Source organism: Vibrio sp. AH4 (assembly GCF_030710545.1).
Classification (GTDB): Bacteria; Pseudomonadota; Gammaproteobacteria; order Enterobacterales; family Vibrionaceae; genus Vibrio; species Vibrio metoecus.
Window position 1 is genome coordinate 582039 of record NZ_JALAIV010000003.1, and the last position, 23663, is coordinate 605701.

26 protein-coding genes are annotated in these 23663 nt (G+C 48.6%); 20 read left to right on the forward strand and 6 right to left on the reverse strand.

Going from position 1 to position 23663, the window contains the following annotated elements; translation table 11 throughout:
- Positions 1–65: 65 nt before the first annotated feature.
- Entirely contained in the window at positions 66–1058 is a 993-nt protein-coding gene (locus tag MKA69_RS15650) for a LacI family DNA-binding transcriptional regulator (RefSeq protein ID WP_000157568.1), read from the reverse strand.
- 301 nt (positions 1059–1359) lie between these two features.
- Between MKA69_RS15650 and MKA69_RS15655 the strand changes: the two genes are divergently transcribed.
- Positions 1360–2799 (forward strand): sucrose-specific PTS transporter subunit IIBC, encoded by a 1440-nt coding sequence (locus tag MKA69_RS15655; RefSeq protein ID WP_095477318.1) that lies wholly within the window; start codon positions 1360–1362, stop codon positions 2797–2799.
- 167 nt (positions 2800–2966) lie between these two features.
- Here MKA69_RS15655 and MKA69_RS15660 read toward each other — a convergent pair whose 3' ends face one another.
- Entirely contained in the window at positions 2967–3404 is a 438-nt protein-coding gene (locus MKA69_RS15660; RefSeq protein WP_000005280.1) for a DUF3069 domain-containing protein, read from the reverse strand.
- Between the two features lie 250 nt (positions 3405–3654).
- Here MKA69_RS15660 and MKA69_RS15665 point away from each other — a divergent pair, with 250 nt between their 5' ends.
- The 7 genes from MKA69_RS15665 (at position 3655) to MKA69_RS15695 (ending at position 9376) form a co-directional block, all read left to right on the forward strand.
- Entirely contained in the window at positions 3655–4236 is a 582-nt protein-coding gene (locus MKA69_RS15665; protein WP_055065209.1) for a DedA family protein, read from the forward strand.
- Entirely contained in the window at positions 4233–5366 is a 1134-nt protein-coding gene (locus tag MKA69_RS15670) for a hypothetical protein (RefSeq protein WP_055035237.1), read from the forward strand. Before MKA69_RS15665 ends, MKA69_RS15670 begins: the two co-directional genes overlap by 4 nt.
- A 68-nt stretch (positions 5367–5434) precedes the next feature.
- Positions 5435–5977: a hypothetical protein gene (locus tag MKA69_RS15675; protein WP_000881779.1), complete on the forward strand. Its 543-nt coding sequence runs from the start codon at positions 5435–5437 to the stop codon at positions 5975–5977.
- Positions 5977–6723: an NRDE family protein gene (locus MKA69_RS15680; RefSeq protein ID WP_000337296.1), complete on the forward strand. Its 747-nt coding sequence runs from the start codon at positions 5977–5979 to the stop codon at positions 6721–6723. Before MKA69_RS15675 ends, MKA69_RS15680 begins: the two co-directional genes overlap by 1 nt.
- 11 nt (positions 6724–6734) lie before the next feature.
- Positions 6735–7178: a YHS domain-containing (seleno)protein gene (locus MKA69_RS15685; RefSeq protein ID WP_000878547.1), complete on the forward strand. Its 444-nt coding sequence runs from the start codon at positions 6735–6737 to the stop codon at positions 7176–7178.
- Positions 7179–7181: 3 nt separating this feature from the next.
- Complete coding sequence (locus tag MKA69_RS15690; protein ID WP_000776796.1) at positions 7182–7631, forward strand: hypothetical protein; 450 nt, start codon at positions 7182–7184, stop codon at positions 7629–7631.
- Entirely contained in the window at positions 7631–9376 is a 1746-nt protein-coding gene (locus tag MKA69_RS15695) for a lysophospholipid acyltransferase family protein (protein ID WP_305848447.1), read from the forward strand. Before MKA69_RS15690 ends, MKA69_RS15695 begins: the two co-directional genes overlap by 1 nt.
- A 69-nt stretch (positions 9377–9445) precedes the next feature.
- Here MKA69_RS15695 and MKA69_RS15700 read toward each other — a convergent pair whose 3' ends face one another.
- Positions 9446–11149 carry an FAD-dependent oxidoreductase gene (locus MKA69_RS15700; protein WP_305848448.1) on the reverse strand — a complete coding sequence of 568 codons (1704 nt, stop codon included), beginning with the start codon at positions 11147–11149 and terminating at the stop codon, positions 9446–9448.
- Positions 11150–11218: 69 nt separating this feature from the next.
- The gene (locus MKA69_RS15705; RefSeq protein ID WP_000151361.1) at positions 11219–11404 is read right to left on the reverse strand and encodes a DUF2892 domain-containing protein; all 186 of its coding nucleotides are present in this window, start codon (positions 11402–11404) and stop codon (positions 11219–11221) included.
- 154 nt (positions 11405–11558) lie between these two features.
- On the opposite strand from MKA69_RS15705, the gene MKA69_RS15710 reads away from it, so the two are divergent.
- The 7 genes from MKA69_RS15710 to MKA69_RS15740 all read left to right on the forward strand — a co-directional run bounded on the left by MKA69_RS15710 (position 11559) and on the right by MKA69_RS15740 (position 18381).
- Positions 11559–11876 carry a metalloregulator ArsR/SmtB family transcription factor gene (locus MKA69_RS15710; RefSeq protein ID WP_000165908.1) on the forward strand — a complete coding sequence of 106 codons (318 nt, stop codon included), beginning with the start codon at positions 11559–11561 and terminating at the stop codon, positions 11874–11876.
- Between the two features lie 16 nt (positions 11877–11892).
- Positions 11893–12312, forward strand: coding sequence for a YeeE/YedE family protein (locus MKA69_RS15715; RefSeq protein WP_305848449.1), 420 nt, complete (start codon positions 11893–11895; stop codon positions 12310–12312).
- A 10-nt stretch (positions 12313–12322) separates the two neighbouring features.
- Positions 12323–12781, forward strand: coding sequence for a YeeE/YedE family protein (locus tag MKA69_RS15720; protein WP_055033627.1), 459 nt, complete (start codon positions 12323–12325; stop codon positions 12779–12781).
- A gap of 109 nt (positions 12782–12890) precedes the next feature.
- On the forward strand, positions 12891–13895 hold the full coding sequence (locus MKA69_RS15725) for an efflux RND transporter periplasmic adaptor subunit (RefSeq protein ID WP_000646056.1): 1005 nt from the start codon (positions 12891–12893) through the stop codon (positions 13893–13895).
- Position 13896: 1 nt separating this feature from the next.
- Positions 13897–17055 (forward strand): efflux RND transporter permease subunit, encoded by a 3159-nt coding sequence (locus MKA69_RS15730; RefSeq protein ID WP_305848450.1) that lies wholly within the window; start codon positions 13897–13899, stop codon positions 17053–17055.
- Positions 17056–17433: 378 nt separating this feature from the next.
- Positions 17434–18087: an oxygen-insensitive NAD(P)H-dependent nitroreductase NfsB gene (locus tag MKA69_RS15735; RefSeq protein ID WP_001028480.1), complete on the forward strand. Its 654-nt coding sequence runs from the start codon at positions 17434–17436 to the stop codon at positions 18085–18087.
- A gap of 3 nt (positions 18088–18090) precedes the next feature.
- Positions 18091–18381 carry a putative quinol monooxygenase gene (locus MKA69_RS15740; RefSeq protein WP_000581563.1) on the forward strand — a complete coding sequence of 97 codons (291 nt, stop codon included), beginning with the start codon at positions 18091–18093 and terminating at the stop codon, positions 18379–18381.
- Here the strand turns inward: MKA69_RS15740 and MKA69_RS15745 are convergent.
- Entirely contained in the window at positions 18378–19319 is a 942-nt protein-coding gene (locus MKA69_RS15745) for a LysR family transcriptional regulator (RefSeq protein WP_000645866.1), read from the reverse strand. The genes MKA69_RS15740 and MKA69_RS15745 overlap by 4 nt on opposite strands.
- A gap of 9 nt (positions 19320–19328) precedes the next feature.
- Positions 19329–20054 carry a tRNA (adenine(22)-N(1))-methyltransferase TrmK gene (locus tag MKA69_RS15750; protein WP_305848451.1) on the reverse strand — a complete coding sequence of 242 codons (726 nt, stop codon included), beginning with the start codon at positions 20052–20054 and terminating at the stop codon, positions 19329–19331.
- A gap of 191 nt (positions 20055–20245) precedes the next feature.
- On the opposite strand from MKA69_RS15750, the gene MKA69_RS15755 reads away from it, so the two are divergent.
- Genes MKA69_RS15755 through MKA69_RS15775 form a run of 5 tightly spaced genes read left to right on the forward strand, consistent with a single transcriptional unit; the run spans position 20246 to position 23652 of the window.
- Positions 20246–20596: a GlpM family protein gene (locus MKA69_RS15755; RefSeq protein ID WP_000729333.1), complete on the forward strand. Its 351-nt coding sequence runs from the start codon at positions 20246–20248 to the stop codon at positions 20594–20596.
- Between the two features lie 39 nt (positions 20597–20635).
- Entirely contained in the window at positions 20636–21085 is a 450-nt protein-coding gene (locus MKA69_RS15760) for an NUDIX hydrolase (protein ID WP_000497412.1), read from the forward strand.
- Between the two features lie 32 nt (positions 21086–21117).
- Positions 21118–21633, forward strand: coding sequence for a GNAT family N-acetyltransferase (locus MKA69_RS15765; protein WP_095466715.1), 516 nt, complete (start codon positions 21118–21120; stop codon positions 21631–21633).
- A 15-nt stretch (positions 21634–21648) separates the two neighbouring features.
- Positions 21649–22602 (forward strand): D-2-hydroxyacid dehydrogenase family protein, encoded by a 954-nt coding sequence (locus tag MKA69_RS15770; RefSeq protein WP_305848452.1) that lies wholly within the window; start codon positions 21649–21651, stop codon positions 22600–22602.
- Positions 22603–22632: 30 nt separating this feature from the next.
- Positions 22633–23652: an AbrB family transcriptional regulator gene (locus tag MKA69_RS15775; RefSeq protein ID WP_305848453.1), complete on the forward strand. Its 1020-nt coding sequence runs from the start codon at positions 22633–22635 to the stop codon at positions 23650–23652.
- Positions 23653–23663: the final 11 nt, after the last annotated feature.

Sequence of the window (23663 nt, forward strand, 5' to 3'; positions counted from 1 at the left end):
AACCACTAAATTCGGGAACGTTCTCAATTTAGCGCTGCAAAATCGGTAAAGCAAGTGTTTCATGGTTAGACTGGGCAAGTCTCACGTTGAATGTTTTGGAAGGTCAGTACCACTTTGCTCATCTCTTGTCCACGTCCGGCGATGCGTTCTAATAGCATTTTCGCAGCATTTTCTCCTGCCTTATCAAAAGCATAGTTAAAAGTGGAGAGTGGGGGATTGCTGACATAAGCCAACTCATCATTACCGACACCGAGCAGTTTGACTTGCTGTCCAACGTGAACCCCAAGCTCTTGCAAGGCTTTAATGGCGCCAACCGCTAGCCTGTCGGTGGCACAGAAAAGGCCATCGAGCTGTGGATAGTCAAGGTAGGCTTGTTTTGCCATTTGGTAGCCCGATTCTATTGAAAAATTACCGCGCGCATGAAACAGCAACGTTTGTTGATGGAACCCCAGAGCTTGCTGCAAGCCTTGTGAACGCAGCACATCAACCGCAATGTCATCACTTTGTACCCCAATGAAACCGATCTGTTTGCAGCCTGCTTTGACTAAACGTTGTCCTGCTTCGAAGCCGACACGGTGATCGTCATGCACAATACTGGGAATGTTATACAAAGAGCCATCTTGGCCAACCAAAACCACAGGTACCGCCGAGTGTTGAATCGCATGAATCAGCGGCTGATCAAGGTGAGTGGCATAAAACACAATACCTTCTACACGCTTTTGATTAAATATCTGAATATATTCAATTTCCTTTGCATGGACTTGATGAGTGTTGGCCAGTAAAACATGTTTACCTGCTTGCTCAAAAATAGCGGTAAGTCCATCCACGCCTTGCGCTGTTGCGTGAGAGGAGACGCGCGGCACAATCACGCCAATTAAGTTGGTTTTTTGTGATTTGAGGTCTTTAGCAACTTGATTGACCATATAGCCACACTGCTCAACTGCCTTTAACACTTTGATTTTTGTAGACTCTTTCACGCCATATTCATCATTAATGACGCGTGAGACGGTGGACTTAGAGACACCCGCTAAGCGGGCGACATCATGCAAACTGGCCATAACGTATCCTGTAGGCTCAAAAACTGGGATGGATTGCAGAAATCAGTACGGCAATCAAACGAATGATCGGATTTTAACCCCGTTCTAAGGTTTATCCTCACGAAATTTGGCGATCCTATTCACATTTTCACTGTGTTGATTTTGACCATCACTTCGAAACAGACAAGAATCAGATTTGCAAACGTTCCCAAAATTAATGTCGAAACCAACGAATCATTCAATTACACAACAACATCCCAACGACTTGGATCAGCAGGTAATACAACTTCAAGTTGAAAGGGGATAACTACCGGGGTGAGTTATGGACTATCCAGTCATAGCAAAACAACTTCTTGAGAGCTTGGGTGGCAAAAGTAATATCCAAGCACTCGCGCACTGCGCGACTCGTTTACGTTTAGTGCTTAACGATGAAACGCAAATTAATGAGAGCGCCATTGAATCACTGCAAGGTGTCAAAGGACAATTTAAGGTCGCAGGGCAGTATCAAATCATTTTCGGCTCAGGCATTGTCAACCAAGTCTATGCTGAGATGGCGAAATTGACCGGTTTGGTTGAGATGTCAACCAATGATGTCGCTTCCGTGGGTGCCGAAAAGCAGAATTGGGCACAGCGTGCAGTAAAGGGATTGTCCGATATTTTTGTCCCTATCATCCCCGCGATTGTGGCCGGTGGTTTATTGATGGGGCTGTTCAACGTATTGACTGCACCGGGACTGTTTATTGAAGGCCAATCTTTGATTGATGCCAATCCGGGATTGGCTGATCTCGCGAGCATGATCAATACCTTCGCGAATGCCCCTTTTGTCTATTTACCCGTATTGTTGGCTTTTTCTGCCTCGCGCAAGTTTGGCGGTAACCCCTTTTTGGGCGCTGCGCTGGGTATGCTGATGGTGCATCCCGATCTCTTGAACGGCTGGGGTTTTGGCAGTGCATCAGTATCTGGCACCGTTCCAACTTGGAATATTCTCGGTTTTGAAATCGAAAAAGTCGGTTATCAAGGCTCGGTATTGCCCGTGCTGGTTTCCGCTTACATTCTGGCCAAAATTGAAAATGGCTTACGCAAAATCGTACCGTCCGTACTGGATAACTTGCTTACCCCCATGCTGGCGATTTTTATCACGGGTTTTCTGACCTTTACTGTGGTCGGTCCGTTAACGCGTGATGTCGGCTTCATGTTGGGAGATGCACTGAACTGGCTGTACGACTCGGCAGGGTTTGTCGGTGGCGCTCTGTTTGGCTTTATCTATGCTCCTTTTGTGATCACTGGGATGCACCATAGCTTTATTGCGATAGAAACTCAGCTACTTGCCGATATCGTGACCACGGGTGGCACCTTTATTTTCCCTATCGCTGCGATGTCTAACATTGCGCAGGGCGCCGCGGCTTTAGCTGTGGGTGTGATGACGAAAGAGACCAAACTCAAAGGGGTTGCGATTCCTTCGGGTGTGACCGCGCTGCTGGGGATCACTGAACCTGCCATGTTTGGCGTGAATTTGAAATTGCGTTATCCGTTTATTGCTGCCATCTGTGGTGCGGCTTTAGCCAGTGCTTTCATCACATTATTCAATGTAAAAGCCCAAGCGCTAGGCGCGGCTGGTTTGCCAGGGATCATTTCGATTAATCCACAGCAAATTGGTTACTACATCATGGGTATGGCGATCTCATTTGTGGCCGCCTTTGCGTTGACTGTCCTGCTTGCGATGCGTGAAAAAACCAAACAAGCGGCTCAGGTAACAGCGTAACTGCCTCCCCCTATATTGGCTACGCAGCCCACTCTTTGAGTGGGCTTTTTTGATAGTTCAATACCAAGGTGAATCTCTGAAAGATAGAAAAACGAAAGGAGCGCTTTGGCGCTCCTTAGTTATCTTTTTGCCTTTCAAACACGAATGTGCATGAGGGCTAGGTTTACTTACTTAGCAAACACGTCTTTGAAGTCACGCTTCAGAATTGGGTCGCGACGGGCTTTTTTGATCTGCTTAACCATGTCTTTCACACAGTTGTGTAGCACTTGATCAAGCAATTGAGCGCGGTACGCGTCTTTGTCTTCTTCGCTCATGTCTTTAGGAAGGTTCAGAGTTGGGAACTCTTCCATCACATTCAGGCCAGCAAAGGCTTGGCTTACTGAAATTAGCGCGTGGAACTGTTCAAAGTTATCCAGAATGTTTTGCGCGCTCGCTGGCAGTGAATCCCATGCTTCGCGAACCACTTCTTCAGAGACTTCATGGATTGAAGTCACCATGTGGAACATTGCTTCAGGCACCTGATCAAACTCTAGAACCTGACGTAGTTCAGGAGAGATGGATTCGAGATCCACTTTTGGTGTTTCGGTTTGGTTTGTCTCAGACATGGAAAATTCTCATTAGAGTGAAAAACGCCATGCTAAAAACTTATCCCAAAATGTCAATACAACAGCGACAAATTGCTGTTTTGCGCACGTTTATCGCTTCTTTTACCACCAATTGTGGCGCAAAGGACTCAAGCCTCTTTCGCTCGATTGACCAAGATGGTTTGGCACATTTAATCACGTCATGAAATTTTAATTAGTCAGTTACGGTCTAGAGTAATAAGTAGAGTGAATAGTTATGACGGAATGATTTATGGATGCAGCCCTAAGCCAATGGATAAGCGTGCACAGTGATTCGCCAATTTGGGCATTTATTGGCATCGTTTTGCTCTCTTATTTATTGGAGGATGTCGCGATCGTGACCGCTGCGGGACTGGCCAGCCAACATATCACTTCGTTACCGGTGGCGCTAATGGCGGTGTTTGTGGGAATTGCGACGGGAGATGTAGCACTGTATTACCTCGGGCGTTATTGCCGATATTTTCGAGCGGTGCGCTATCGGTTATTGACCAATCCTTACTTTCGACTCGTTCGTCGTCGTTTATTACAAAGACCGTTTATTAATCTTTTTGTTATTCGTTTTATTCCAGGATTACGCACGGTGGGCTTTACGTTAAGTGGTTATGTGGCCATGCCTTTGCGATTGTTTTTAACGGCGGTGTTAGTGGCTACCGCACTGTGGACGGTGTTGATTTTTTTCACCATTTATCAATTAGGTAGTCAAGTTTGGTTTCAGGCCAGTGAATACCGCTGGGGATGGTTGTGTTTATTGGTTGTGTTGTTGCTCGGTTTTAATCGTTTATTAAGCGCCAAAGTTATTAAGGAAATCGCATGACAGCTTTCTCTTCTGTCTCCTATATCGCGGACCACAAAGTTAATGCCGGAATGCCTCTATTAGAGGCTGATACTGATCGGGTCATTTCGCCTTTTGAGTTTTTGCCCAGTTGGTTTTTTTACACTCCGGTCGTGTTGCAAAGTTTGGTGCAAGGCCTTTATTACCGAGACTGGCGGTTGCCGTTAGTCGCGAATCCTTCAATTCGCTTGAGCGGGATGGTGGGAGAGTCTAAACACGATATTTTGAGTTTAGCCGGTGCGAAGGCTCGTGGTTGGATCTCGCCATTTATCACTTGCACGGTGAATAATTTACCCACCTCGGATCAGCTAGACATGATTACAGAGCGTTTAGAGGAAGCGGGGCTGAATTTTCCACTGGTGGCTAAACCCGATTTAGGTTGTCGTGGGGTTGGAGTAAAGCTGATTCAAAACGTAGCACAGTTGAGTGATTACCTTCGACGATTCCCGCCCCATGCACGTTTCCTTTTGCAGCAAAAAGCGCCGTATCGTGCAGAAGCAGGGATCTTTTATGTGCGCTTTCCGGGTGATGCACATGGGCAAATTATCTCGATGACGCTGAAATACGCCCCAAGCGTAGTGGGAGATGGGGTGCGTACTTTGCGTGAGCTGATTTTGGCTTGCCCACGTGCAGGGCAGCTTGCTCATCTCTATTTACCACGCCACCCCGACAAGCTGGACTGGGTAGTTCCTGTGGGTGAAGAGTTTCAATTGGCGTTTGCGGGCAGCCATAGCCGAGGTTCTATTTTCCGTAATGGCAATCGCTATATCACACCTGCTTTAGTACATCAGTTAGATGCGATATTCGACGATTTCCCCGGTTTTCACTACGGGCGGTTGGATGTGAAGTTCAGCAATATTGATGCACTGATGCGTGGTGAAGCGTTCACCATTTTAGAAGTCAATGGAGCCAGTAGCGAGGCCGCGCACATTTGGGATCGTGAAACTCGATTGCATGAAATTTTTGCCATGTTGCTCAAGCAGTACCGAATTTTGTATGCCATTGGTGCTGAACAGAAAAAGCGTGGCCATCAACCCCCTAGCTTGCGTGATTTATTGCGAGCATGGAAAGAAGAAAAACAATTGATTCGCCACTATCCAGAAACCGACTAACTCAAAGCGTGAATCAGAAATATCGGTTCAAACATGCTGAACCAGAAACAAATAGGAAAGGGGATTTTATGCTTGCTGTGACCAATTTAGCCCAACCATACCATTACTCTGCTGCTATCCATGGTTGCTTAGAGACATTAGAACAAGGTCGTGATTTTCTAAATGGTATTCAAGATGAACATTACACCTATATTGCTGAACCTTATGTCAGCAGCAGTATTGGCCAACATTTTCGCCACTGGTTAGATATTTTCCACGCGTTGCGAGCCGCTCCCAATACGGTGGATTACAACCAACGTCGTCGCGGTCATCCCGTTGAATCTTCGCGAGAAGTGGCCCTGAGTGAAATCGATGGTCTGATTGCTTGGCTGGAATCGGAACAGAATATGCCTCCAACGCTGGAGATTGATGTGGTGACGGAGGTTTCGCTATCACAAACCGAAAGCTGTACGTTTCATTCCACCTTAGAGCGTGAATTGGCGTTTGCAGCCTTGCATGCCAATCACCATTTCGCGATGGCCAAAGTGGTGACCAGCTTACTTGATGTCGAAACCGCTAGTGCGTTTGGCATTGCCCCTGCGACAGCAACTTTCTTACGAGGCAACGCGTAATGTGCTCGGTGACTTGGTATCTCAGCGATACTGGCTATCAGGTGTTTTTTAATCGAGATGAGCAACGAAGCCGTGCTCTCGCATTACCGCCTAAACCGTATGAGCTGCAGGAAACGTCTGTACTGATGCCGTTGGATCCGCAAGGGCAAGGCAGTTGGATCAGCCTGAATGAGTTCGGATTATCACTTTGCTTGCTCAATAACTATCAGGGCAAAGTACCTGCCGGGCCATTGATCAGCCGTGGGTTATTACTCAAATCGCTGGCAAGCCTATCTGATGTTGAGCAGGTGACCTTGGCTTTTGCGTCTTTGAATCTGGCTCAGTTTGCGCCGTTTACTCTGCTCGCTTTCGATCCGTTACTCACTCGGAAGCAAGGTGATGTGTTTGCTTATGCTTGGGATGGTGAGCAGTTTGTGTATGGTGCGACCTCATCGCCACTCTTCTCTTCAGGGGTAGCGTTGGCCGAGGTACAGCGTTATCGCACGCAGATTTATCATTCGATGACCACAAAAGGTGTGACACCACAAAAGCTGCTGGCCTTCCATTGCCATCAACATCCGCTATTTTCGCATCTTTCAGTGGCGATGCAGCGGGAAGATGCTCACACAGTGAGTTTTACTCATATCCATGTCAGTGGCGGGAATTTGGGGATGAGTTATGTCCCTGGTCGCCCATCACAACTGGCAGAACAGATATTGCAACATCCGCAATATCAATTCCCACAACGGGTTTCGCTTGTATCGTAAAGGAGTTCACAATGAAATATTGGATTGGCTTAGCCATGCTTTTTTTCAGTAGTTTGGTTATCGCACAAGATCAAATTTACACAGGTATTTTCAGTAATAAAGCGCTAGATGGTTACGATACCGTTGCCTACTTCACCGAAAACAAACCCGTGAAAGGGTTGTCACAATTTAAAACCGAGTACAAAGGGGCGCAGTGGTTTTTCTCTTCTCAACAAAACCTTGATTCCTTCGTGGCAGATCCTGAAAAGTACGCTCCGCAATTTGGTGGATATTGTGCTTGGGCGGTGTCTGAGAAGAATGATTTTGCTCCAGGGGACCCGCAATATTGGGCGGTTGAAGACGGTAAGCTATACCTGAACTACGACAAAAAAATCAAAGGATTATGGGATAAAGATCGCGCACATCATATCGAACAAGCCAATAAAAACTGGCCAACGTTAATTGGTAAGGAATAAACCATGAAACTTCGACTCAGTAAAACTCTGCCCGCGATATTCATTGCCTTTGTGTTTGTGCAATCGCTGTTTTATAAATTCTCCGGCTCCTATGAAACCCAGTTTATTTTTAAAACCTTAGGTGGATGGTCTGGGTTCACTTGGTTTGGCGATTGGGGGGCTTACCTGATTGGTAGTGCGGAGTTGATTGCCTCAATTTTATTGTTCACTCGCTGGCATGGGGTTGGGGCACTCATGAGTGTTGGCATCATGAGTGGCGCGATATTTTTCCACCTTTTCACTCCGCTAGGTGTGGTGATGCCAGAATTCAATGAAGTCGGGGAAATGATAGGTACGGATGGTGGATTGTTATTCATCATGGCTTGCTTAGTTTGGCTGTGCGGTGTGTATCTCACGTTACGTGATTGGCGGTCAGTCAACAGTAGCCTACGCAACATTCTCGGGGGGATTTGATGGTACAAACACATCCATTTCGCTTGCCGCGCTACACCCCGTTTGGAGTGATAGAAAAAGGGGTCGAGTTAGCCACAGGCTTAAGCAAGCTAGAACGTTACTATCAACAACGCCCTACAACGCATGATGGCTTTGAGTTCATGCGCTATACCCTAGATGCTTTGAATGTGCAGTATCAAGTCGATAGAGGCAGCATCGAGCAAATACCTAAGCAGGGATCGGTAGTGATTGTGGCTAACCATCCACTAGGGGCGATTGAAGGCGTGATCCTTGCGGATCTGGTTGGGCAGGTACGCAAAGATGTGAAAGTGCTTGCCAACCAGTTACTCAAACGTCTGCCAGAAATCGATCCACTCTTCATTGGCGTGGATGTGTTTAATGGCGCGCAAGCGAGTAAAACCAATGCGCGAGGCATGCGTGAAGCCCACCGTCATTTGACTGAAGGTGGCGTATTGATCGTATTTCCCGCTGGGGAAGTTTCGACACCACAGAAAGAAACAGGGCAGTTGAGTGATATTCGTTGGAGTCAATCCGTTGCGAAATTCATTCAGCGCAGCCAAGCGACGTGTGTGCCGATTTACATCAATGGTCGTAATAGCCCTTGGTTTTATCGCGCAGGAAAGATTCATCCTCTATTGCGTACCGCCATGCTAGGTAGAGAGCTGTTGAATAAAAGCGCGAGCACCATTTCACTCTGTATTGGTCAGCCGATTCCCTATTCAGAACTGAAAGAGTTCACGCAAGATGAAGATGTGGTGAATTACTTGCGGCTCAACACCTATTTGATGAGCCCGCATGGCCAACCCGAACTGGCAAAAGTCACTTTTGCTACTCCGGTGATTGAGCCTGTATCCAAAGCTGATCTCGTCGCAGAACTAGCCCAATTAGAGCAGCAAGCGACGTTGCTAGAACAGGGCGAATTCACGGTATACTGCGTACCTTCAACGCACATTCCCCGCATGATGCAAGAGATTGGTCGTGTGCGTGAAATCAGTTTCCGCGCGGTGGGTGAAGGCAGTGGGTATGCCTGTGATGTCGATACGTATGATCAACATTATTGGCAACTGTTCGTTTGGAACCGAGATAAAAGCGAGCTAGTGGGTGCATACCGCATGGGGCTTGTGGATAGAATTTTGGCGGAAAAAGGGTTACAAGGCCTCTATTCGCGTAGTTTGTTTCAGTATGACCAAGCATTTTTGGCGACCTTAGATAATGCGATTGAGCTTGGACGCTCAGTGGTGGCAGAACAGTATCAACGCAATCTCAACTCGTTGCTTTTACTCTGGAAAGGTATTGCGCGTTTCGTAGAACTGAACCCGCGTTATACCCATTTGTTCGGACCAGTCAGTATCAGCAATGATTACAGCCCTGCGGCTCGACAATTGATGGCGGCGACGTTATCGATCCATCACTATGATCAAAATAAAGCCGCATTGGTTAACCCGTCGACACCACTACGGGCAGGGGCGGAAGTGTTCTGGCAAAAAAGCTTATTATCGGCACTTGCCAGTGTCTCTTTGCTCTCAAAAGTGATTGCACGAATGGAGCAGGGTAATGGGTTGCCTGTGCTATTGCGCCAATACCTTGGCATGAATGGTAAGTTAGTCTGCTTTAATGTTGACCCAGCGTTCAACGATGCGTTGGATGGTTTAATTGTGGTGAATCTAAAGCAAGTACCACTAAAAACGCTTGGTAAATACATGGGGAAAGAAGCGGCGCAGAAGTATCTTGTTGATCTGAGGTGAGGATAAAAAAAATCAGCCAGTATTGAGGTACTGGCTGAGGGATATTTTGTCCGAATCTTAAAGGGTGATTTAAGCTTTGGCGAACTTATAAGTACGATAACCACCAATCAAATTGCGTGCTTTAAAGCCGTTATTGGCCAGTTGACGGTACGCTACGTTACCGCGTAACCCTACTTGGCAATAAATCACAATCTCTTTGTCTTTCGGCAGCTCATTCATGCGTTGGCGCAACTGGTCAACAGGAATGTTGATTGCACCGGGCAAGTAACCCACGTTTTGTAACTCCATCGGGTTACGCACATCGAGCAACACTTGATCATCGGTGAGGCTATCAATCTCATCAAAATGAATCGCTTTAGCATCGCCTTTCATTAGGTTAGTCGCGACAAAGGCGGCTTGGTTAATCACATCTTTCGCGCTACCAAACGGTGGAGCGTAGGTCAGTTCAAGGTGCTGTAACTGCTCAACCGTCATGCCCGCACGCTGTGCTACTGCCATCACATCGATACGCTTATCGATGCCATCTTTACCCACGGCTTGTGCGCCGAAGATTTTGCCTGTTTGTGGATCAAACAACATCTTGAACGAGACGACTTCCGCCCCCGGATAGTAGCTCGCATGGCTTGCGGTATGCACATACACTTTTTCGTAAGCCATGCCTTCACGTTTTAGCTGCTTCTCGTTTTTACCGGTCGAAGCTACAGCCAAATCGAAGATCTTACAAATCGCGGTACCTTGTGTGCCTTGGTAGCTTTCGTTGCGGCCAAGCATGTTATCTGCGGCCATACGACCTTGACGGTTAGCAGGTCCCGCCAGTGGAACCAGCGTTTGTTTACCTGTCACAAAATCTTTCTCTTCAACCGCATCACCGACCGCGTAAATCGCTGGATCGCTGGTTTGCATCTGCTCGTTGACCCAAATACCACCGAGTTCACCGAGCTGCAAACCGGCTTCCGCAGCCAGTTTGGTTTCTGGGCGTACACCAATCGCCATGATCAAAATGTCAGTAGTTAGGGTGTCACCATTACTGAGCACCAAATCCAGTTCGCCTTCCACGTGTTTATGCTCAAGGGATTCACCCGACTCCGTGCTCGGTAACGTGGCGGCGGGTCTGTATTCGACCGATTTCAAAGCCACGCCTAAACGCAGGTCGATACCTTTAGCGCGAATTTCAGCGTGAGCAAAGCCCGCCATTTCGCGATCGACGGGTGTCATGACTTGATCGGCCATTTCAATCAGCGTGGTTTTGATGCCCAGTTGATGAAAGGCTTCCATCATTTCCAACCCGATAAACCCCCCGCCAACCACGGTGGCATGTTCGGGCTTATTCATTTGCAGCGTTTGGATGATCTTATCCATATCTGGAATGTTACGCAGCGAATGAGTCAGTGGGTTTTGAATCCCTGGGATAGGTGGCACGATTGGGCCAGCACCAGGAGAAAGCAGAAGAAAATCATAGCTTTCATCATACTCAGATTGGTCGAGCAGATTACGTACGGTAATGGTTTTTGCTGCACGATTCACGCGCAACACTTCATTCATGGTGCGCACATCCACATTAAAACGCGCTAAAAAACTCTCTGGCGTTTGCAGCAGCAAATTGCTGCGTTCTTTGATGTCACCACCGATGTGATATGGCAAGCCACAGTTGGCAAAAGAGACATAGGGGCCGCGTTCAAACATGATGATTTCAGCGTCTTCGCTGAGTCGACGAGCACGAGCCGCTGCGGATGCACCACCTGCAACACCACCAATAATCACTATTTTCGTCATGAGTTACTCCAAATCAGTTGCTAGATCCCAACACACAAGCCCGATGAGACAGAGTGTGTTGGGCTGTCGTTAACGTAATCCTAGTTTCTTAAGAAAGAAGACGGCAGGACAAAATCCTGTGAATGCGCTTTGGATCAGGTTTACGCCCACAAATACTGTTAGCCACAGAAAATTAGGGTGAACAAACCAAGTGAGAATGACTGAAAGCAGAATCATGCTGCCAGCTAATACTCTTACACCGTTTTCAATCGTCATGTTGGTAACCTCCGTTGTTGTTTGTTCAAAACTATACGCCTCTAAATTAGATGTGTCTAATGTAATTTTATCTAAATTGATTGTGGCTAAATAAGAATTGACTAATATAAATATATTTGTATGATCTCGTTAAATTTTAGTTAGAGGATAAGCCATGACTAAGCAAGCCAATGACCACATTGAAATTGAACAAATGAAGAGTAATGCCGTGGAAGTTGCTGAGCTACTGCGCGTGATGGCTCATCCGGAACGGTTAATGGTGTTGTGCCAACTGACCAATCGCGAGATGGGGGTTGGGCAGTTACAACAAGGTTCAACATTGAGTCAGTCTGCGTTTTCTCAGCATCTTACCGTGCTGCGTAAACACGGCATTATTCAGGCGCGTAAAGAATCACAACAAGTTTTCTATAGCCTAGCTGACAGCCGAATCACCGCGTTGATTCAAAGTTTACAGAATGTGTTTTGTCGATAATTAAGTAGAGGAAAGTATGACGTTTTCTGTTCCTTGGGACTCGTTAATTGGAGGGATGCTTTTAGGGATTTCAGCGACATTGATGTTGCTGATGAACGGAAAAATTGCCGGAATCAGTGGTATTTTGACGGGCTTACTGACGCCGAAATCGCGGGATTTTGCATGGCGACTGCTATTTGTGGTTGGCATGGTTTCCGGTGGTGTGATGGGCGTAAGACTCTTCGGTCATCATGTCCCGACCGATTTTGGTGTAAGTGGTATTGTGCTTGCGACCGCAGGTTTATTGGTTGGCGTGGGTACACGACTGGCGAATGGCTGCACCAGTGGACACGGTATCTGCGGGATTGGTCGCTTGTCTAAGCGATCCATCGTTGCGACTTGTGTATTTATGGTGGTTGCTGCTGTCACGGTTTTCGTTCGTCTTCATCTGATGTAAGTGGGTTGGTATGCATAACGTATTATTTCGTGTGACTTCACTCGTCGCTGGTCTGTTATTTGGCTTAGGAATGGTGGTATCTGGCATGGCGGATCCCGCAAAAGTGATCGGGTTTCTGGATGTGGCAGGAGCTTGGGATCCCAGTTTGATGTTTGTGATGGGCGGCGCGTTAGTGGTCTTCATGCCTGCTTATTTCTTGCTGATCAAACCGAAAGCCAAGCCAGTTAATGCTAAAGTGTTTTGTTTGGCCAATAACACCAAGATTGATCGTCGCTTGATCTCAGGATCTGTGATCTTCGGTTTGGGGTGGGGATTGGTTGGCATCTGTCCGGGGCCGATTGTTTCCAGCTTAGCGTTAGGGAATTTAGGGGCATGGGTCTTTTTCCCCGCAATGATGCTTGGCTTAGGTGTTACTAATTTATTGATCTGTATTAAAAATCGTAAAGAAATTCAGACACAAACTGCCTAATGCAACTAGTCTATTAGGCAGTATCTAGGAAATCACTCTCTGACCCGCTTGAAGCGTTCGCGATACCGTGTGGCAACAAGCGGGGAAGTAGAATCTGCGAGGGAAGAGGATGAAAGCGTTAAGTTGGAGTATCGCACTGGTGCTCGCCAGTTCGGCCTATGCTCAAAATCAAGACAGTAACGAACTGTTTACCGTGAAAACAGAGTCGATCTCGCAGGTGGTCGAATTAGATGGCGTTGTGCAACCTGTCAATCAGGGGTCTTTAGCGGCGCAAACCTCGGGACGAGTGGTTGGCTTATATGTTGATGTCAATGACTATGTCAAGAAAGGCCAAGTGCTGCTAGAAATCAGTGCGGTTCAACAATCGGCTTCGCTTGATGCGGCTAAAGCTCAATTGGCGAGCGCCAATGCGCAAAACCGTGAAGCGCAAGCGCAGCTAAACCGCTATCGCCAACTTTTTCCCAAAGGGGCGATTTCTAAAGATCAAATGGACAGTGCCGAAGCGCGCGCGCGCAGTGCGGATGCCGCAGTGAAATCTGCGCAAGCGGCGGTGGAGCAAGCCAAAGAGTCGCTAGGGTACACCAATATCACCGCACCTTATGATGGCATTGTTACCAAACGCATGGTGGAGTTGGGTGAAACCGTTGCACCGGGTACGCCATTGCTTAGTGGTTTTTCGCTCGATGAACTGCGAGTGGAAACGGAAATTCCTCAGCGCTATCAACCTTTTGTTTCTCAAGTTGATCAATTTACTGTGCGTACCGCGCAAGGTGAGCATCTCAAACCAACAGAATTTAGTTTGTTTAGCTATGCCGATCCGCAATCACATACCTTCAAGACTCGGCTTGAGCTGCCGGAGAAAACTGCCGCACTTGTCCCTGGTATGTGGGTGAAAACCGAATTCAATTATGGTCAACGAGAAGTCTTAGTGGTTCCTAACAGCGCCGTTTTGCGCCGCGCCGAATTGAGTGCCGTGTACCGAGTGAATAACGGCCAACGTGCACTTAACCCAGTACGTTTGGGGCAAAATTATGGCGACTACGTTGAAGTGCTTTCTGGCCTTGAACAAGGTGATGTGGTTGCTACACGAGCAGTAACAGCAAAAGGTGAATGACATGGATAGTCGACTCGGTATTTCGGGTCGCATCGCTGCGGCCTTTCAAAATTCAGCTATGACGCCACTGCTTGCCTTAGTCGGTTTGCTGATGGGGTTATTTGCGGTCATGGTGACTCCGAAAGAAGAAGAACCGCAGATTGATGTGACTTTCGCGGATGTCTATATTCCGTTTCCCGGCGCTTCTCCTCGTGAAGTGGAAAGTTTGGTCACCTCACCGGCAGAACAAGTGATTTCCGAAATTGAAGGGATCGATAAGATCTACTCGTTTTCTCAGCCGGATGGCGCAATGATTGTTGCCATTTTTAAAGTGGGTGTACCGCGTAATGATGCGGTGGTGCGGATCTACAACAAACTCTATTCCAACAAGGATTGGATGCCTCAAGGTGTTGGCGTGGGTGAGCCCATCATCAAACCGAAAGGAATTGAAGATGTGCCGATTGTGACCATCACCTTGGCAGATAAGAGTGACCGCTTCGATCAACAACAACTCACGCAAGTTGCCCACGGTTTAGAAACCGAGCTGAAACGTATTCCCGGCACGCGTGATATCTACACGGTTGGCGGACAAAATACCATTGTGGATGTGCGTCTTGACCCTGCCAAAATGAACGGCTTTGGTATTACATTAGATCAACTCAATCAAAGTTTGCCGGCGGCGAATCAAAGCTCACCGATGCTGCGTTTAACCCACGATAACCAAGAGTTTCCGGTGCAAGTTGGCCAGTTCTTAACTCGGGTGGAAGAAGTGAAACAGTTGGTGGTTGGGTTACACAATGGCACGCCCGTTTATCTGGAAGATATTGCGAGCGTTTCCTTTGGGGTTAACACGCCTACTCAAAATGTATGGACAGGCGATCGCGACGGTATTCATCCTGCGGTTACGATTGCGGTGGCTAAGAAAGGGGGAGAAAACGCGGTCGATGTCGCTAAAGCGGTGGAAGCACGTTTAGTCAGCCTTGAAAACCAGCTGATCCCGCAAGGGATTGATGTGGATATCACTCGTGATTACGGACAAACTGCCGCCGATAAAAGCAATACTTTGATTGGTAAACTCGCTTTCGCCACCACGGCAGTGGTGATTTTGGTGCTGCTGACCATGGGCTGGCGTGAATCCATTGTGGTTGGTATGGCCATCATCGTTACCCTGATGATTACCCTGTTTGCGTCTTGGGCATGGGGTTTTACTCTCAACCGAGTCTCATTGTTCGCGCTGATTTTCTCCATCGGTATCTTGGTCGATGATGCGATTGTGGTGGTGGAGAACATTCACCGGCATATGGCGATGGGCAAACGCAAGTTGTCGGAACTCATCCCCCCTGCGGTGGATGAAGTCGGTGGGCCAACCATTCTTGCTACCCTAACTGTTATTGCGGCCCTGTTGCCGATGGCGTTTGTGTCAGGTTTGATGGGGCCGTACATGAGCCCAATTCCAATTAACGCTTCAATGGGGATGCTGATTTCCCTTGCGGTAGCCTTTGTACTTTCCCCTTGGCTGGCGGGTAAATTCCTCAAGGCGGGGCATCATCATGAAGAAGGCAAAGCGGCGAATGGCATCTTCCACAAAATTATGTCGCCTTTTGTGACTGCACCAAAACAAGGGCGTAACCGACTGTTTTTGCTGCTGACCATTCTGGCTTTAATTGCGGGATCGGTACTGCTGCCAGTGTTCCAAGCCGTAGTGCTCAAAATGCTGCCATTTGATAACAAATCAGAATTCCAGATTGTGTTGGATATGCCCGAAGGCAGTTCGCTAGAAAAAACACAACGGGTGCTGTTTGAGATGGGGACGGCGCTGAATGACGTTCCTGAAGTGCGGGATTACCAAATTTATGCAGGAACGGCTGCACCGATTAACTTCAACGGTTTAGTGCGCCATTACTTTATGCGTAACCAAGCCAACCAAGGCGATATTCAAGTCAACTTGCTGGGGCGCAAAGAGCGCCATCGCGATAGCCACACCATTGCTAGTCAACTGCGCCCACAACTGAATGAAATTGCGCAGCGCTTTGGCGGCAAAGTCAAAGTGGTGGAAGTGCCACCAGGACCGCCAGTTTGGTCGCCGATTTTGGCGGAAGTGTATGGTCCTACACAAGAAATTCGCAACGATGCAGCGCGCCAAGTACGGGAAATTTTCCGTGAAACGAAAGACATTGTTGATGTAGACATGTACTTGCCGGAAATGCATGAGAAATGGCAGGTGGTGATTGACCGTAGCAAGGCTGCGCATTTGCAAGTGGCTTATGCCTCGATTGTCGATGCGTTGGCGACGGCGGTGGGCGGTAAACCCATTACTTATCTGCACAGTGAACACAGTAAGTATCCGATTCCGATCCAGATTCAAGCAACCGAAACCGCCAAAGTGCGCTTAGAGCAGGTGCTGAATATGAAAGTGGGTAGCCAAAACGGTTACGCTTATCCGCTTTCCGATCTGGTTGAAGTACGCCAAACCCGTATGGACGACTACATTGTGCACAAAAACTTGGTGCCAATGGTGATGGTGGTCGGCGATATGTCAGGTAATTTGGATAGTCCACTGTACGGCATGTTTGAAATTGGTTTTGCGCTGGATGAGCAAATGGGGTTGGATCAGTACTACATCCATCAACCAGATGGCCTAAGCGGTGTTGCCGTAGCATGGGATGGCGAATGGACGGTGACTTACGAAACTTTCCGAGATATGGGTATTGCTTATGCGGTGGGCATGGTGCTGATTTATCTACTGGTGGTTGCACAGTTTAAATCTTATCTTGTGCCGCTGATTATCATGGCTCCGATCCCGCTGACCATTATTGGTGTCATGCCCGGTCACGCACTGTTGGGAGCGCAATTTACCGCCACCTCCATGATTGGGATGATAGCGTTGGCGGGGATCATTGTGCGTAACTCTATCTTGTTGGTGGACTTTATTAACCAGCAAGTGGCGCATGGCATTGAGTTCTCAGAGGCGGTCATTCAATCTGCGGCGGTACGGGCCAAACCGATCATGCTGACTGCTCTGGCGGCCATGATTGGCGCGGTATTCATCCTTGATGATCCTATCTTTAATGGTTTGGCGATCAGCTTGATCTTCGGGATTTTCGTCTCCACCGTACTGACCTTGTTGGTGATTCCGGTGCTCTATTACGTGGTGATGCGTAAACGCTTCGCGGCACATTAGTCCAGAATCGAGTTACCAAAAATAAGGAGAGGCTGATCGCACAGGTCAGCCTCTTTTTTAGGTGCTATTCGCTATCCCAAACATATAGCAGGCCTATTCAAGTTGGATTATCAAAAAATTTTTGAAAATGATTCAAGCAGCAGGTGGTTTCTTGTTGTGTGTCAGTCAGATATCTTAGCGCCATCTTAAACCTCATCTTTACCCAGACGACTTGCAATGGCAGGTCATATACCCAAACTACTTGGAGTTGCAGGTAGGCGGCAAGTAAGTTCATCCCCATGAGCATAGATACACTATGTGATTGGGGTGAACGAACGTAGCCAACACCGCTGCAGCTTCAAGTAGGAAGGGTATAGAGAATTTCCTTAGGAGTGAAACATGAACATTGTACAAGCGTCGCAGTCTCGCTATTCCACCAAAGCGTTTGACGCCAGCCGCAAGCTGTCTGAACAGCAAGTCGCCGATCTCAAAGAGTTGGTACGCATGAGTGCCTCTAGCGTGAACTCGCAACCTTGGCATTTTATTTTGGCCGGCAGTGATGAAGGCAAAACACGCATTGCCAAAGCCACGCAGGGCGGTTTTTCGTTTAACGAGCGCAAAATTTTAGATGCCTCGCACGTGATGGTGTTCTGCGCCAAAACCAGCATTGATGACGCGTATCTGCTCTCTTTGCTGGACAACGAAGATAAAGATGGCCGTTTTGCGAATGAAGAAGCCAAAACCGGCATGCATGGTGCGCGTAGCTACTTTGTAAACTTGCACCGTGAAAACCTGAACGATGCTGAGCACTGGATGCAAAAACAAGTTTACCTCAACGTGGGTACACTGCTGCTTGGTGCTGCAGCCATGGGCATTGATGCGGTGCCGATTGAAGGCTTTGATGCTCAAGTGCTGAACGAAGAGTTTGGCTTAACCGAAAAAGGCTTCAACAGCGTGGTGATTGTGCCACTAGGTTTCCATAGTGAAGATGACTTCAACGCCAAACTGCCTAAATCACGTTGGCCGGCGGAAGCGGTTTTTACCGAGCTGTAAGTTATGATCCATTTACTTGCAGAAATCAAAGCCTTCCCCGATTCAGCGCAGCAAGTGCAAGCGCTGCTCGAAGCGCTCCTTGAGCCTAGTCGCAATGAAGAGGGGTGCTGCCAATATGAGCTGTATCGTGACAACTCGATTGAGGGGCTGTTTTTAATGCAGGAAATTTGGTGCTCGGAAGAGAGCTTGCAAAAGCACCAACAGAGCGACCATTTCCAGCATTTTCAGCAAAAGATCGGTGAGCGCGAGATGTTGGAATACCTCCAGTTACGCCCACTGACTTTTGTTGGCTAACGAGGATTTTGCTCTCGCTCTTGAATGGCTGTCAGCACCGCACGTCGTTGCTGACAGCCTTTTTCACGAATGAACTCCTGAAAAGCGCGAATGGTTGGAGTGATCAAACGTCGATCGGCACACACCATATAAATGGGTACAGGGCCGCTTTCCCATTCCGGCAAAATCCGCACTAGACGCCCATCAATAATGTCCTGACTGATGTCCATCAGCGATTTATTGGCAATGCCTTTGCCTTTTACCGCCAATCTGTGTACCACTTCGCCATCATTACAGGCAGGATTGCCTTGCACCACCACACTGTGCGTTTCGCCATTGCGGCTCAAAATCCATTTGTTGTGTAGTGTATCGGCCAGCATAAAGCACAGACAGTTGTGATGCTGTAAATCGTCAGGATGCAGAATGGGCGGGTGAGTGGCCAAATACTCTGGCGAAGCACACAAGACGCGCTCGTTAGAATCGCACAGCAACATGGCAACCAAATTGGAATCGGCGGGCTGACCATAACGAATCGCGATATCGACCGGATTGGCGTACATATCCGTCAGACGATCGGAGAGATCCAGTTTCACGGTGACATTCGGGTGCAGCGCGATAAATTCATCAATCCAGTCGAGCAGCAAATTACGCCCCAAATCGGAAGGCGCGCTGATGTGCAGTTGCCCAGCCAACTGGCCACGCGCACAAGCGATCTGATCCAAACCCTCTTGCAAGGTGGCCAGCGCGGTTTGGGTTTTGGCGAGAAAGATTTCGCCCTCATGAGTTAAGCGAATATGTCGCGTTGAGCGCACAAACAGCGGAAATTGCACTTGCTCTTCCAAGCGGCGGATCGCCGCGCTCACGGCGGCGGTTGTGAGTGATAAGCTGTTGGCCGCTTTAGAAAAACTGCCTTGGCGCGCCGTTTCGACAAACAAATTCAAATCATTGAGTGCTTTCATCTTTCTAGCCTATTGAACGAGTTCTAGAGTGGAATCCATCGATTGACGGATCTCCACGGCTTGATACGCTTGCCAACGCTGCTCTGCGCCCGCATCACCGCCTTGTGCTTTGCGCTGATAGTGCTGTTGCAACTGCTGTAAATAACGCTGCGCGATCTTTGATTGATCTGGGCCGCTGACTTGCCACAGCGACTCACCGACCAAAGAGAGAGGGTGAGAGCAAGCCCCCGAACTGGGAGAGATCTGCACATGCAGCAGCTCATAAATGCGTTGGTTTTCTTCCACTAGAAGTTCGCTTTTCAGCTCCGCATTCAGCGCGATTAACTGCTCGCGCAAGGTATAAGTGTGGTGAACAGGGCACAGCAGCAGGTCAAACGTCATGCTTGGGTGACGCTTGGCAAGCTCGGCAATAAATTCCGTCATCAAATCTCCGCCTACTCCGGCGATGATGATTAGATGCGATCCGGCGTTGGCTTCGAGTGGCAAATCGCGCACATCAAGGCAGTATGTGTGCCAGCGCGGTGAATCGGTCGTTACAGGAAAATAGCGGGTTAAATCGCGCGTCACCTTCTCAATCAAAGACGGAACGATATCGACAAAATGCACTGTGCTGCTTGGGTACTGTTTGAGCAACGCCGCGCCGAGTAAGCCGTGGTCGCAGCAGCAATCCCAAATATGGTCGTAGTCGCGCTTTACCTGTTGGACTAACTGAGTCAGCCGTTTTCCTAATTTCATGCCGTACCTACATGCCGTAACTAAAAGAAGCCGCCGCTATCGGCTGCCGAATCAAAACAGAGGCGGCCATTTTACTCAGGTTCGGAAAAATGTTGCAGAGAAATTAACAAACTGGTTAATGAGCAGTTCTTCTTAACGGGAGAGTGATTTATAGTGGGTGCCTGTAACCTGTTCTGACAAAAGGAAATGTCATGGCGGCTTTGTTTTTCAAGTGCTTGCTTGGAGCGCTTGCGGTGTTGATCATTGCCCTGTTATCGAAAACCAAAAGCTTTTTTATTTCCGGCCTTGTGCCGCTATTTCCCACCTTTGCTTTAATCGCCCATTACATTGTTGGCACCGAACGCACCATGGAAGATCTGCGCACTACCGCGCTGTTTGGGCTGTATTCGCTTATCCCGTATGCGGCGTATCTTCTTGCGGTGTATTACTTTAGTTACCGCCTGAGCCTTACTGGTACTCTGGTCTGTGCCACCTTGGTTTGGCTGGTGTTTGCTGCACTTTTACTGGTAGGTTGGACTCGTTTACACCCGAGCATGGCCTAAGCTCACTCGCCATCATGAAACGGATTTAAGGAGAAAGCTGTGTTTGTAGAAAAAACCGAGCCTGTAGAGAAAACGCCAACAAGATTGCCCGTGGCCGAATGTGTCTCTTTTTTGCTGATCAAAGAGGGTAGTTGTCTGCTCGAACGTCGCTCAGCAACCAAAGCGAGCGATCCTAATATCATCGCGATCCCCGGTGGGCATATCGAAGCGGGAGAAAACCAAGCACAAGCGTTGCAGCGTGAAGTGCAAGAAGAGTTAGGCGTGGACGCTACGCGCAGCGTTTATCTCTGCTCGCTCTATCATCCGACAGAATTTGAGCTGCAACTGCTGCACTATTACGTGGTGGATCAATGGCAAGGTGAGATTGCCTGCCACGAAGCGGATGAAGTTTTTTGGACGCCGATTGCGCCAAGCGCGGTGGAAACCATTGCCGATAAAATCGCGATTCAAGAGTTCCAACGCCTGTATCCACGCTATCTAGCGCTTTAAATTCGCGCTCAATCATTCGTCAAGGAGAGACTATGTCGTTAACTCGATTAACTTTGCAGGATGAAGCGGCGTTTGCCGAGTTCTTCCAAGATTTTCAGCGCCACGACCCGATCAATTGTGATTTTTACCGCCAAGGCGATGAGAATTTTGCCGACTATGTGCAACTGTTGGATGACCACGCCCACGGCCAAAACCTGCCTTGTGGCTACGTACCTTGCAGCTATTTTTGGTATCAAGATCAACAAGGCAAGATTTTGGGTGCGCTGCGTTTGCGCCACCACATTGATACGCCATTTCTTACTAACGAAGCGGGGCATATTGGCTACGATGTTGCACCCAGTGCGCGCCGCAAGGGCATTGGCCGCGAAATGCTGCGCCTTGGATTGATAGAAGCCAAACGCTTAGGCTTAAAACGCGTGTTGCTGGTTGCCGATAGCGATAATCACGCATCACGCCGAGTGATTGAAAGCAACGGCGGTGTGTTTGAAAGCACGATCACCGGAGAGTATTTCCCCTCTTTACTGGCACGCTACTGGATTGACCTTTAGCCACAAGGACGTGAGATGAAAATTGCGATTCTGGATGATTACCAAAATGTGGTGCGTGGCTTAAACGCCTTTCAATGCTTACAAGGGCATGACGTCACCGTATTCAATGACAGTGTGAGCGATGAAACCGTATTGATTGAGCGCCTGAAACCTTTTGAGGCTTTGGTGCTGATCCGCGAGCGCACCCCAATCACTGAGAATCTTCTGGCTCATCTGCCGAATTTGAAACTCATCAGCCAGACCGGAAAAGTCAGCAACCATATTGATGTGGCACTGTGTGAGCGTTATGGCGTGACCGTGTTAGAAGGCATCGGCTCTCCCGTTGCCCCAGCGGAGCTGTGCTGGGGTTTAATCCTTGCCGCTTCGCGCCATTTGCCAAGTTATATCGAGCAGTTACACGCAGGTCATTGGCAACAAAATGGCGGATTAGGCTTAGGTCGAACCCTCTCTGGTCGCACCTTGGGCATTTGGGGGTTAGGCAAAATCGGTCAGCGCATTGCTCAATTTGGTCACGTATTTGGTATGCCAATCTTGGTGTGGGGCAGTGAAGCCTCGCGGCAAAAAGCGCTTGAGTTGGGCTATCAAGCCGCCACCGATAAAACCGAATTTTTTGCTAAAGCCGATGTACTTTCACTGCACTTACGTTTGAATGAGGCCACGCGTGGCATTGTCACCAAACAAGATCTGCTTGCCATGAAACCCGATTCGCTGTTTGTGAATACCAGCCGAGCGGAGTTAGTGGAATCGGGCGCACTCTACTCAGTGATGCAGGCTAACCCAATGCGCCAAGCCGCGGTCGATGTGTACGAAGACGAGCCCGCGTTACCCAGCAGTGAACCGCTGCTGAGTTTGCCCAATGTGCTGTGCGCGCCGCATCTCGGTTATGTGGAGAAAAACAGCTACGAGATCTACTTTCAGGCCGCGTTTGAGAATGTGGTCAAGTTTGCTCACTCGGCCGCAAAAGCGTGACTGAGCGATAAGGCCTAAAGGAAACACAGCATGTCCAAAAGAGCTTCTTTCACACTCTTTATTCAAATCTTGATTATCGCCGCCGTGTCTGCGGGGGCAGGGACGCTACTCTCCATCCCTCTTTCTGAAATGTTTATTGCCTCGGGTTTGGTTATTGTGCTGCACAAGAAGCGTTGGCTAACTATTCATACGCCGCCGTGGCTGCTGCTGTTTGTGCAAGTCGTGCTTGGGATCAGTGTCGGTGCGACCATCAGTTTGAGTGAGCTAGGCACCACCTTAACCTTGCCGGTGATCGTGGGTTTGGTGTGCTGTTTAACGCTGCAAATCATCAGTAGCTATTTGTGGCTCACCAAAAAAGAGGGTTGGACACCGTTTGAATCTCTACTCGGTGCCGTACCGGGTGCCATGGCCGCGATTTTGGTGATCAGCGAATCAAGCGAAAAGCCTTCCGCCAAAGTGGTCTATTCCCATTCTGTGCGCCTGATGATCCTCACTTTGTTGGCACTTTTGATCTCCAACAGCGCGCCGGATAGCACATCCGTAGACGGCAGCTTGACCGTTTACGCTTGGCTTATTTTCTTGGCTCTGGCGCTGATGAGCTTGCTATTGGGTAAAGCTTCCACCTTACTCGGCATTCCTGCGCCTTATATGCTGGCTGCGTTGCTCATCACCGCCAGCTTTAATGGCTTTGCCACCGGCATTGATATGCAACTGCCGAAATGGATGGTGATATTCGCCACCGCTTTACTCGGTATTTTGATCGGCTCACGCATTGCCGATACCACACTGCGCGAAGCCATGGCGTATTCCCGCGCAGGGGTAATGGTCACCATGATTGGCCTTTTGGTCGCGGTGGGTGTCTCCGGCGTCTTTTCTATTTTGATCGATAAATCATGGGTCGTGCTGCTGCTTTCTTGGGTTCCCGGCAGTGTAGAAGCCATGACCGCCGTCGCCTTACTGCTCGGAATGGAGCCCGCGTTTGTGATGATTAACCACGCTCTGCGCCTGTTGTTGCTCTACTCGCTGCCCGCCATGCTCAAAAAGAGCTAGCTGATGTGGTT

Coding starts and splice junctions, on each gene's coding strand:
- MKA69_RS15715 (WP_305848449.1), top strand. CDS start 11,893: ATGACGTTTTCTGTTCCTTGGGACTCGTTAATTGGAGGGATGCTTTTA.
- MKA69_RS15765 (WP_095466715.1), top strand. CDS start 21,118: ATGTCGTTAACTCGATTAACTTTGCAGGATGAAGCGGCGTTTGCCGAG.
- MKA69_RS15750 (WP_305848451.1), bottom strand. CDS start 20,054: ATGAAATTAGGAAAACGGCTGACTCAGTTAGTCCAACAGGTAAAGCGC.
- MKA69_RS15725 (WP_000646056.1), top strand. CDS start 12,891: ATGAAAGCGTTAAGTTGGAGTATCGCACTGGTGCTCGCCAGTTCGGCC.
- MKA69_RS15665 (WP_055065209.1), top strand. CDS start 3,655: ATGGATGCAGCCCTAAGCCAATGGATAAGCGTGCACAGTGATTCGCCA.
- MKA69_RS15695 (WP_305848447.1), top strand. CDS start 7,631: ATGGTACAAACACATCCATTTCGCTTGCCGCGCTACACCCCGTTTGGA.
- MKA69_RS15775 (WP_305848453.1), top strand. CDS start 22,633: ATGTCCAAAAGAGCTTCTTTCACACTCTTTATTCAAATCTTGATTATC.
- MKA69_RS15720 (WP_055033627.1), top strand. CDS start 12,323: ATGCATAACGTATTATTTCGTGTGACTTCACTCGTCGCTGGTCTGTTA.
- MKA69_RS15770 (WP_305848452.1), top strand. CDS start 21,649: ATGAAAATTGCGATTCTGGATGATTACCAAAATGTGGTGCGTGGCTTA.
- MKA69_RS15650 (WP_000157568.1), bottom strand. CDS start 1,058: ATGGCCAGTTTGCATGATGTCGCCCGCTTAGCGGGTGTCTCTAAGTCC.
- MKA69_RS15705 (WP_000151361.1), bottom strand. CDS start 11,404: ATGACGATTGAAAACGGTGTAAGAGTATTAGCTGGCAGCATGATTCTG.
- MKA69_RS15690 (WP_000776796.1), top strand. CDS start 7,182: ATGAAACTTCGACTCAGTAAAACTCTGCCCGCGATATTCATTGCCTTT.
- MKA69_RS15670 (WP_055035237.1), top strand. CDS start 4,233: ATGACAGCTTTCTCTTCTGTCTCCTATATCGCGGACCACAAAGTTAAT.
- MKA69_RS15730 (WP_305848450.1), top strand. CDS start 13,897: ATGGATAGTCGACTCGGTATTTCGGGTCGCATCGCTGCGGCCTTTCAA.
- MKA69_RS15710 (WP_000165908.1), top strand. CDS start 11,559: ATGACTAAGCAAGCCAATGACCACATTGAAATTGAACAAATGAAGAGT.
- MKA69_RS15755 (WP_000729333.1), top strand. CDS start 20,246: ATGGCGGCTTTGTTTTTCAAGTGCTTGCTTGGAGCGCTTGCGGTGTTG.
- MKA69_RS15685 (WP_000878547.1), top strand. CDS start 6,735: ATGAAATATTGGATTGGCTTAGCCATGCTTTTTTTCAGTAGTTTGGTT.
- MKA69_RS15735 (WP_001028480.1), top strand. CDS start 17,434: ATGAACATTGTACAAGCGTCGCAGTCTCGCTATTCCACCAAAGCGTTT.
- MKA69_RS15740 (WP_000581563.1), top strand. CDS start 18,091: ATGATCCATTTACTTGCAGAAATCAAAGCCTTCCCCGATTCAGCGCAG.
- MKA69_RS15680 (WP_000337296.1), top strand. CDS start 5,977: ATGTGCTCGGTGACTTGGTATCTCAGCGATACTGGCTATCAGGTGTTT.
- MKA69_RS15660 (WP_000005280.1), bottom strand. CDS start 3,404: ATGTCTGAGACAAACCAAACCGAAACACCAAAAGTGGATCTCGAATCC.
- MKA69_RS15655 (WP_095477318.1), top strand. CDS start 1,360: ATGGACTATCCAGTCATAGCAAAACAACTTCTTGAGAGCTTGGGTGGC.
- MKA69_RS15675 (WP_000881779.1), top strand. CDS start 5,435: ATGCTTGCTGTGACCAATTTAGCCCAACCATACCATTACTCTGCTGCT.
- MKA69_RS15745 (WP_000645866.1), bottom strand. CDS start 19,319: ATGAAAGCACTCAATGATTTGAATTTGTTTGTCGAAACGGCGCGCCAA.
- MKA69_RS15700 (WP_305848448.1), bottom strand. CDS start 11,149: ATGACGAAAATAGTGATTATTGGTGGTGTTGCAGGTGGTGCATCCGCA.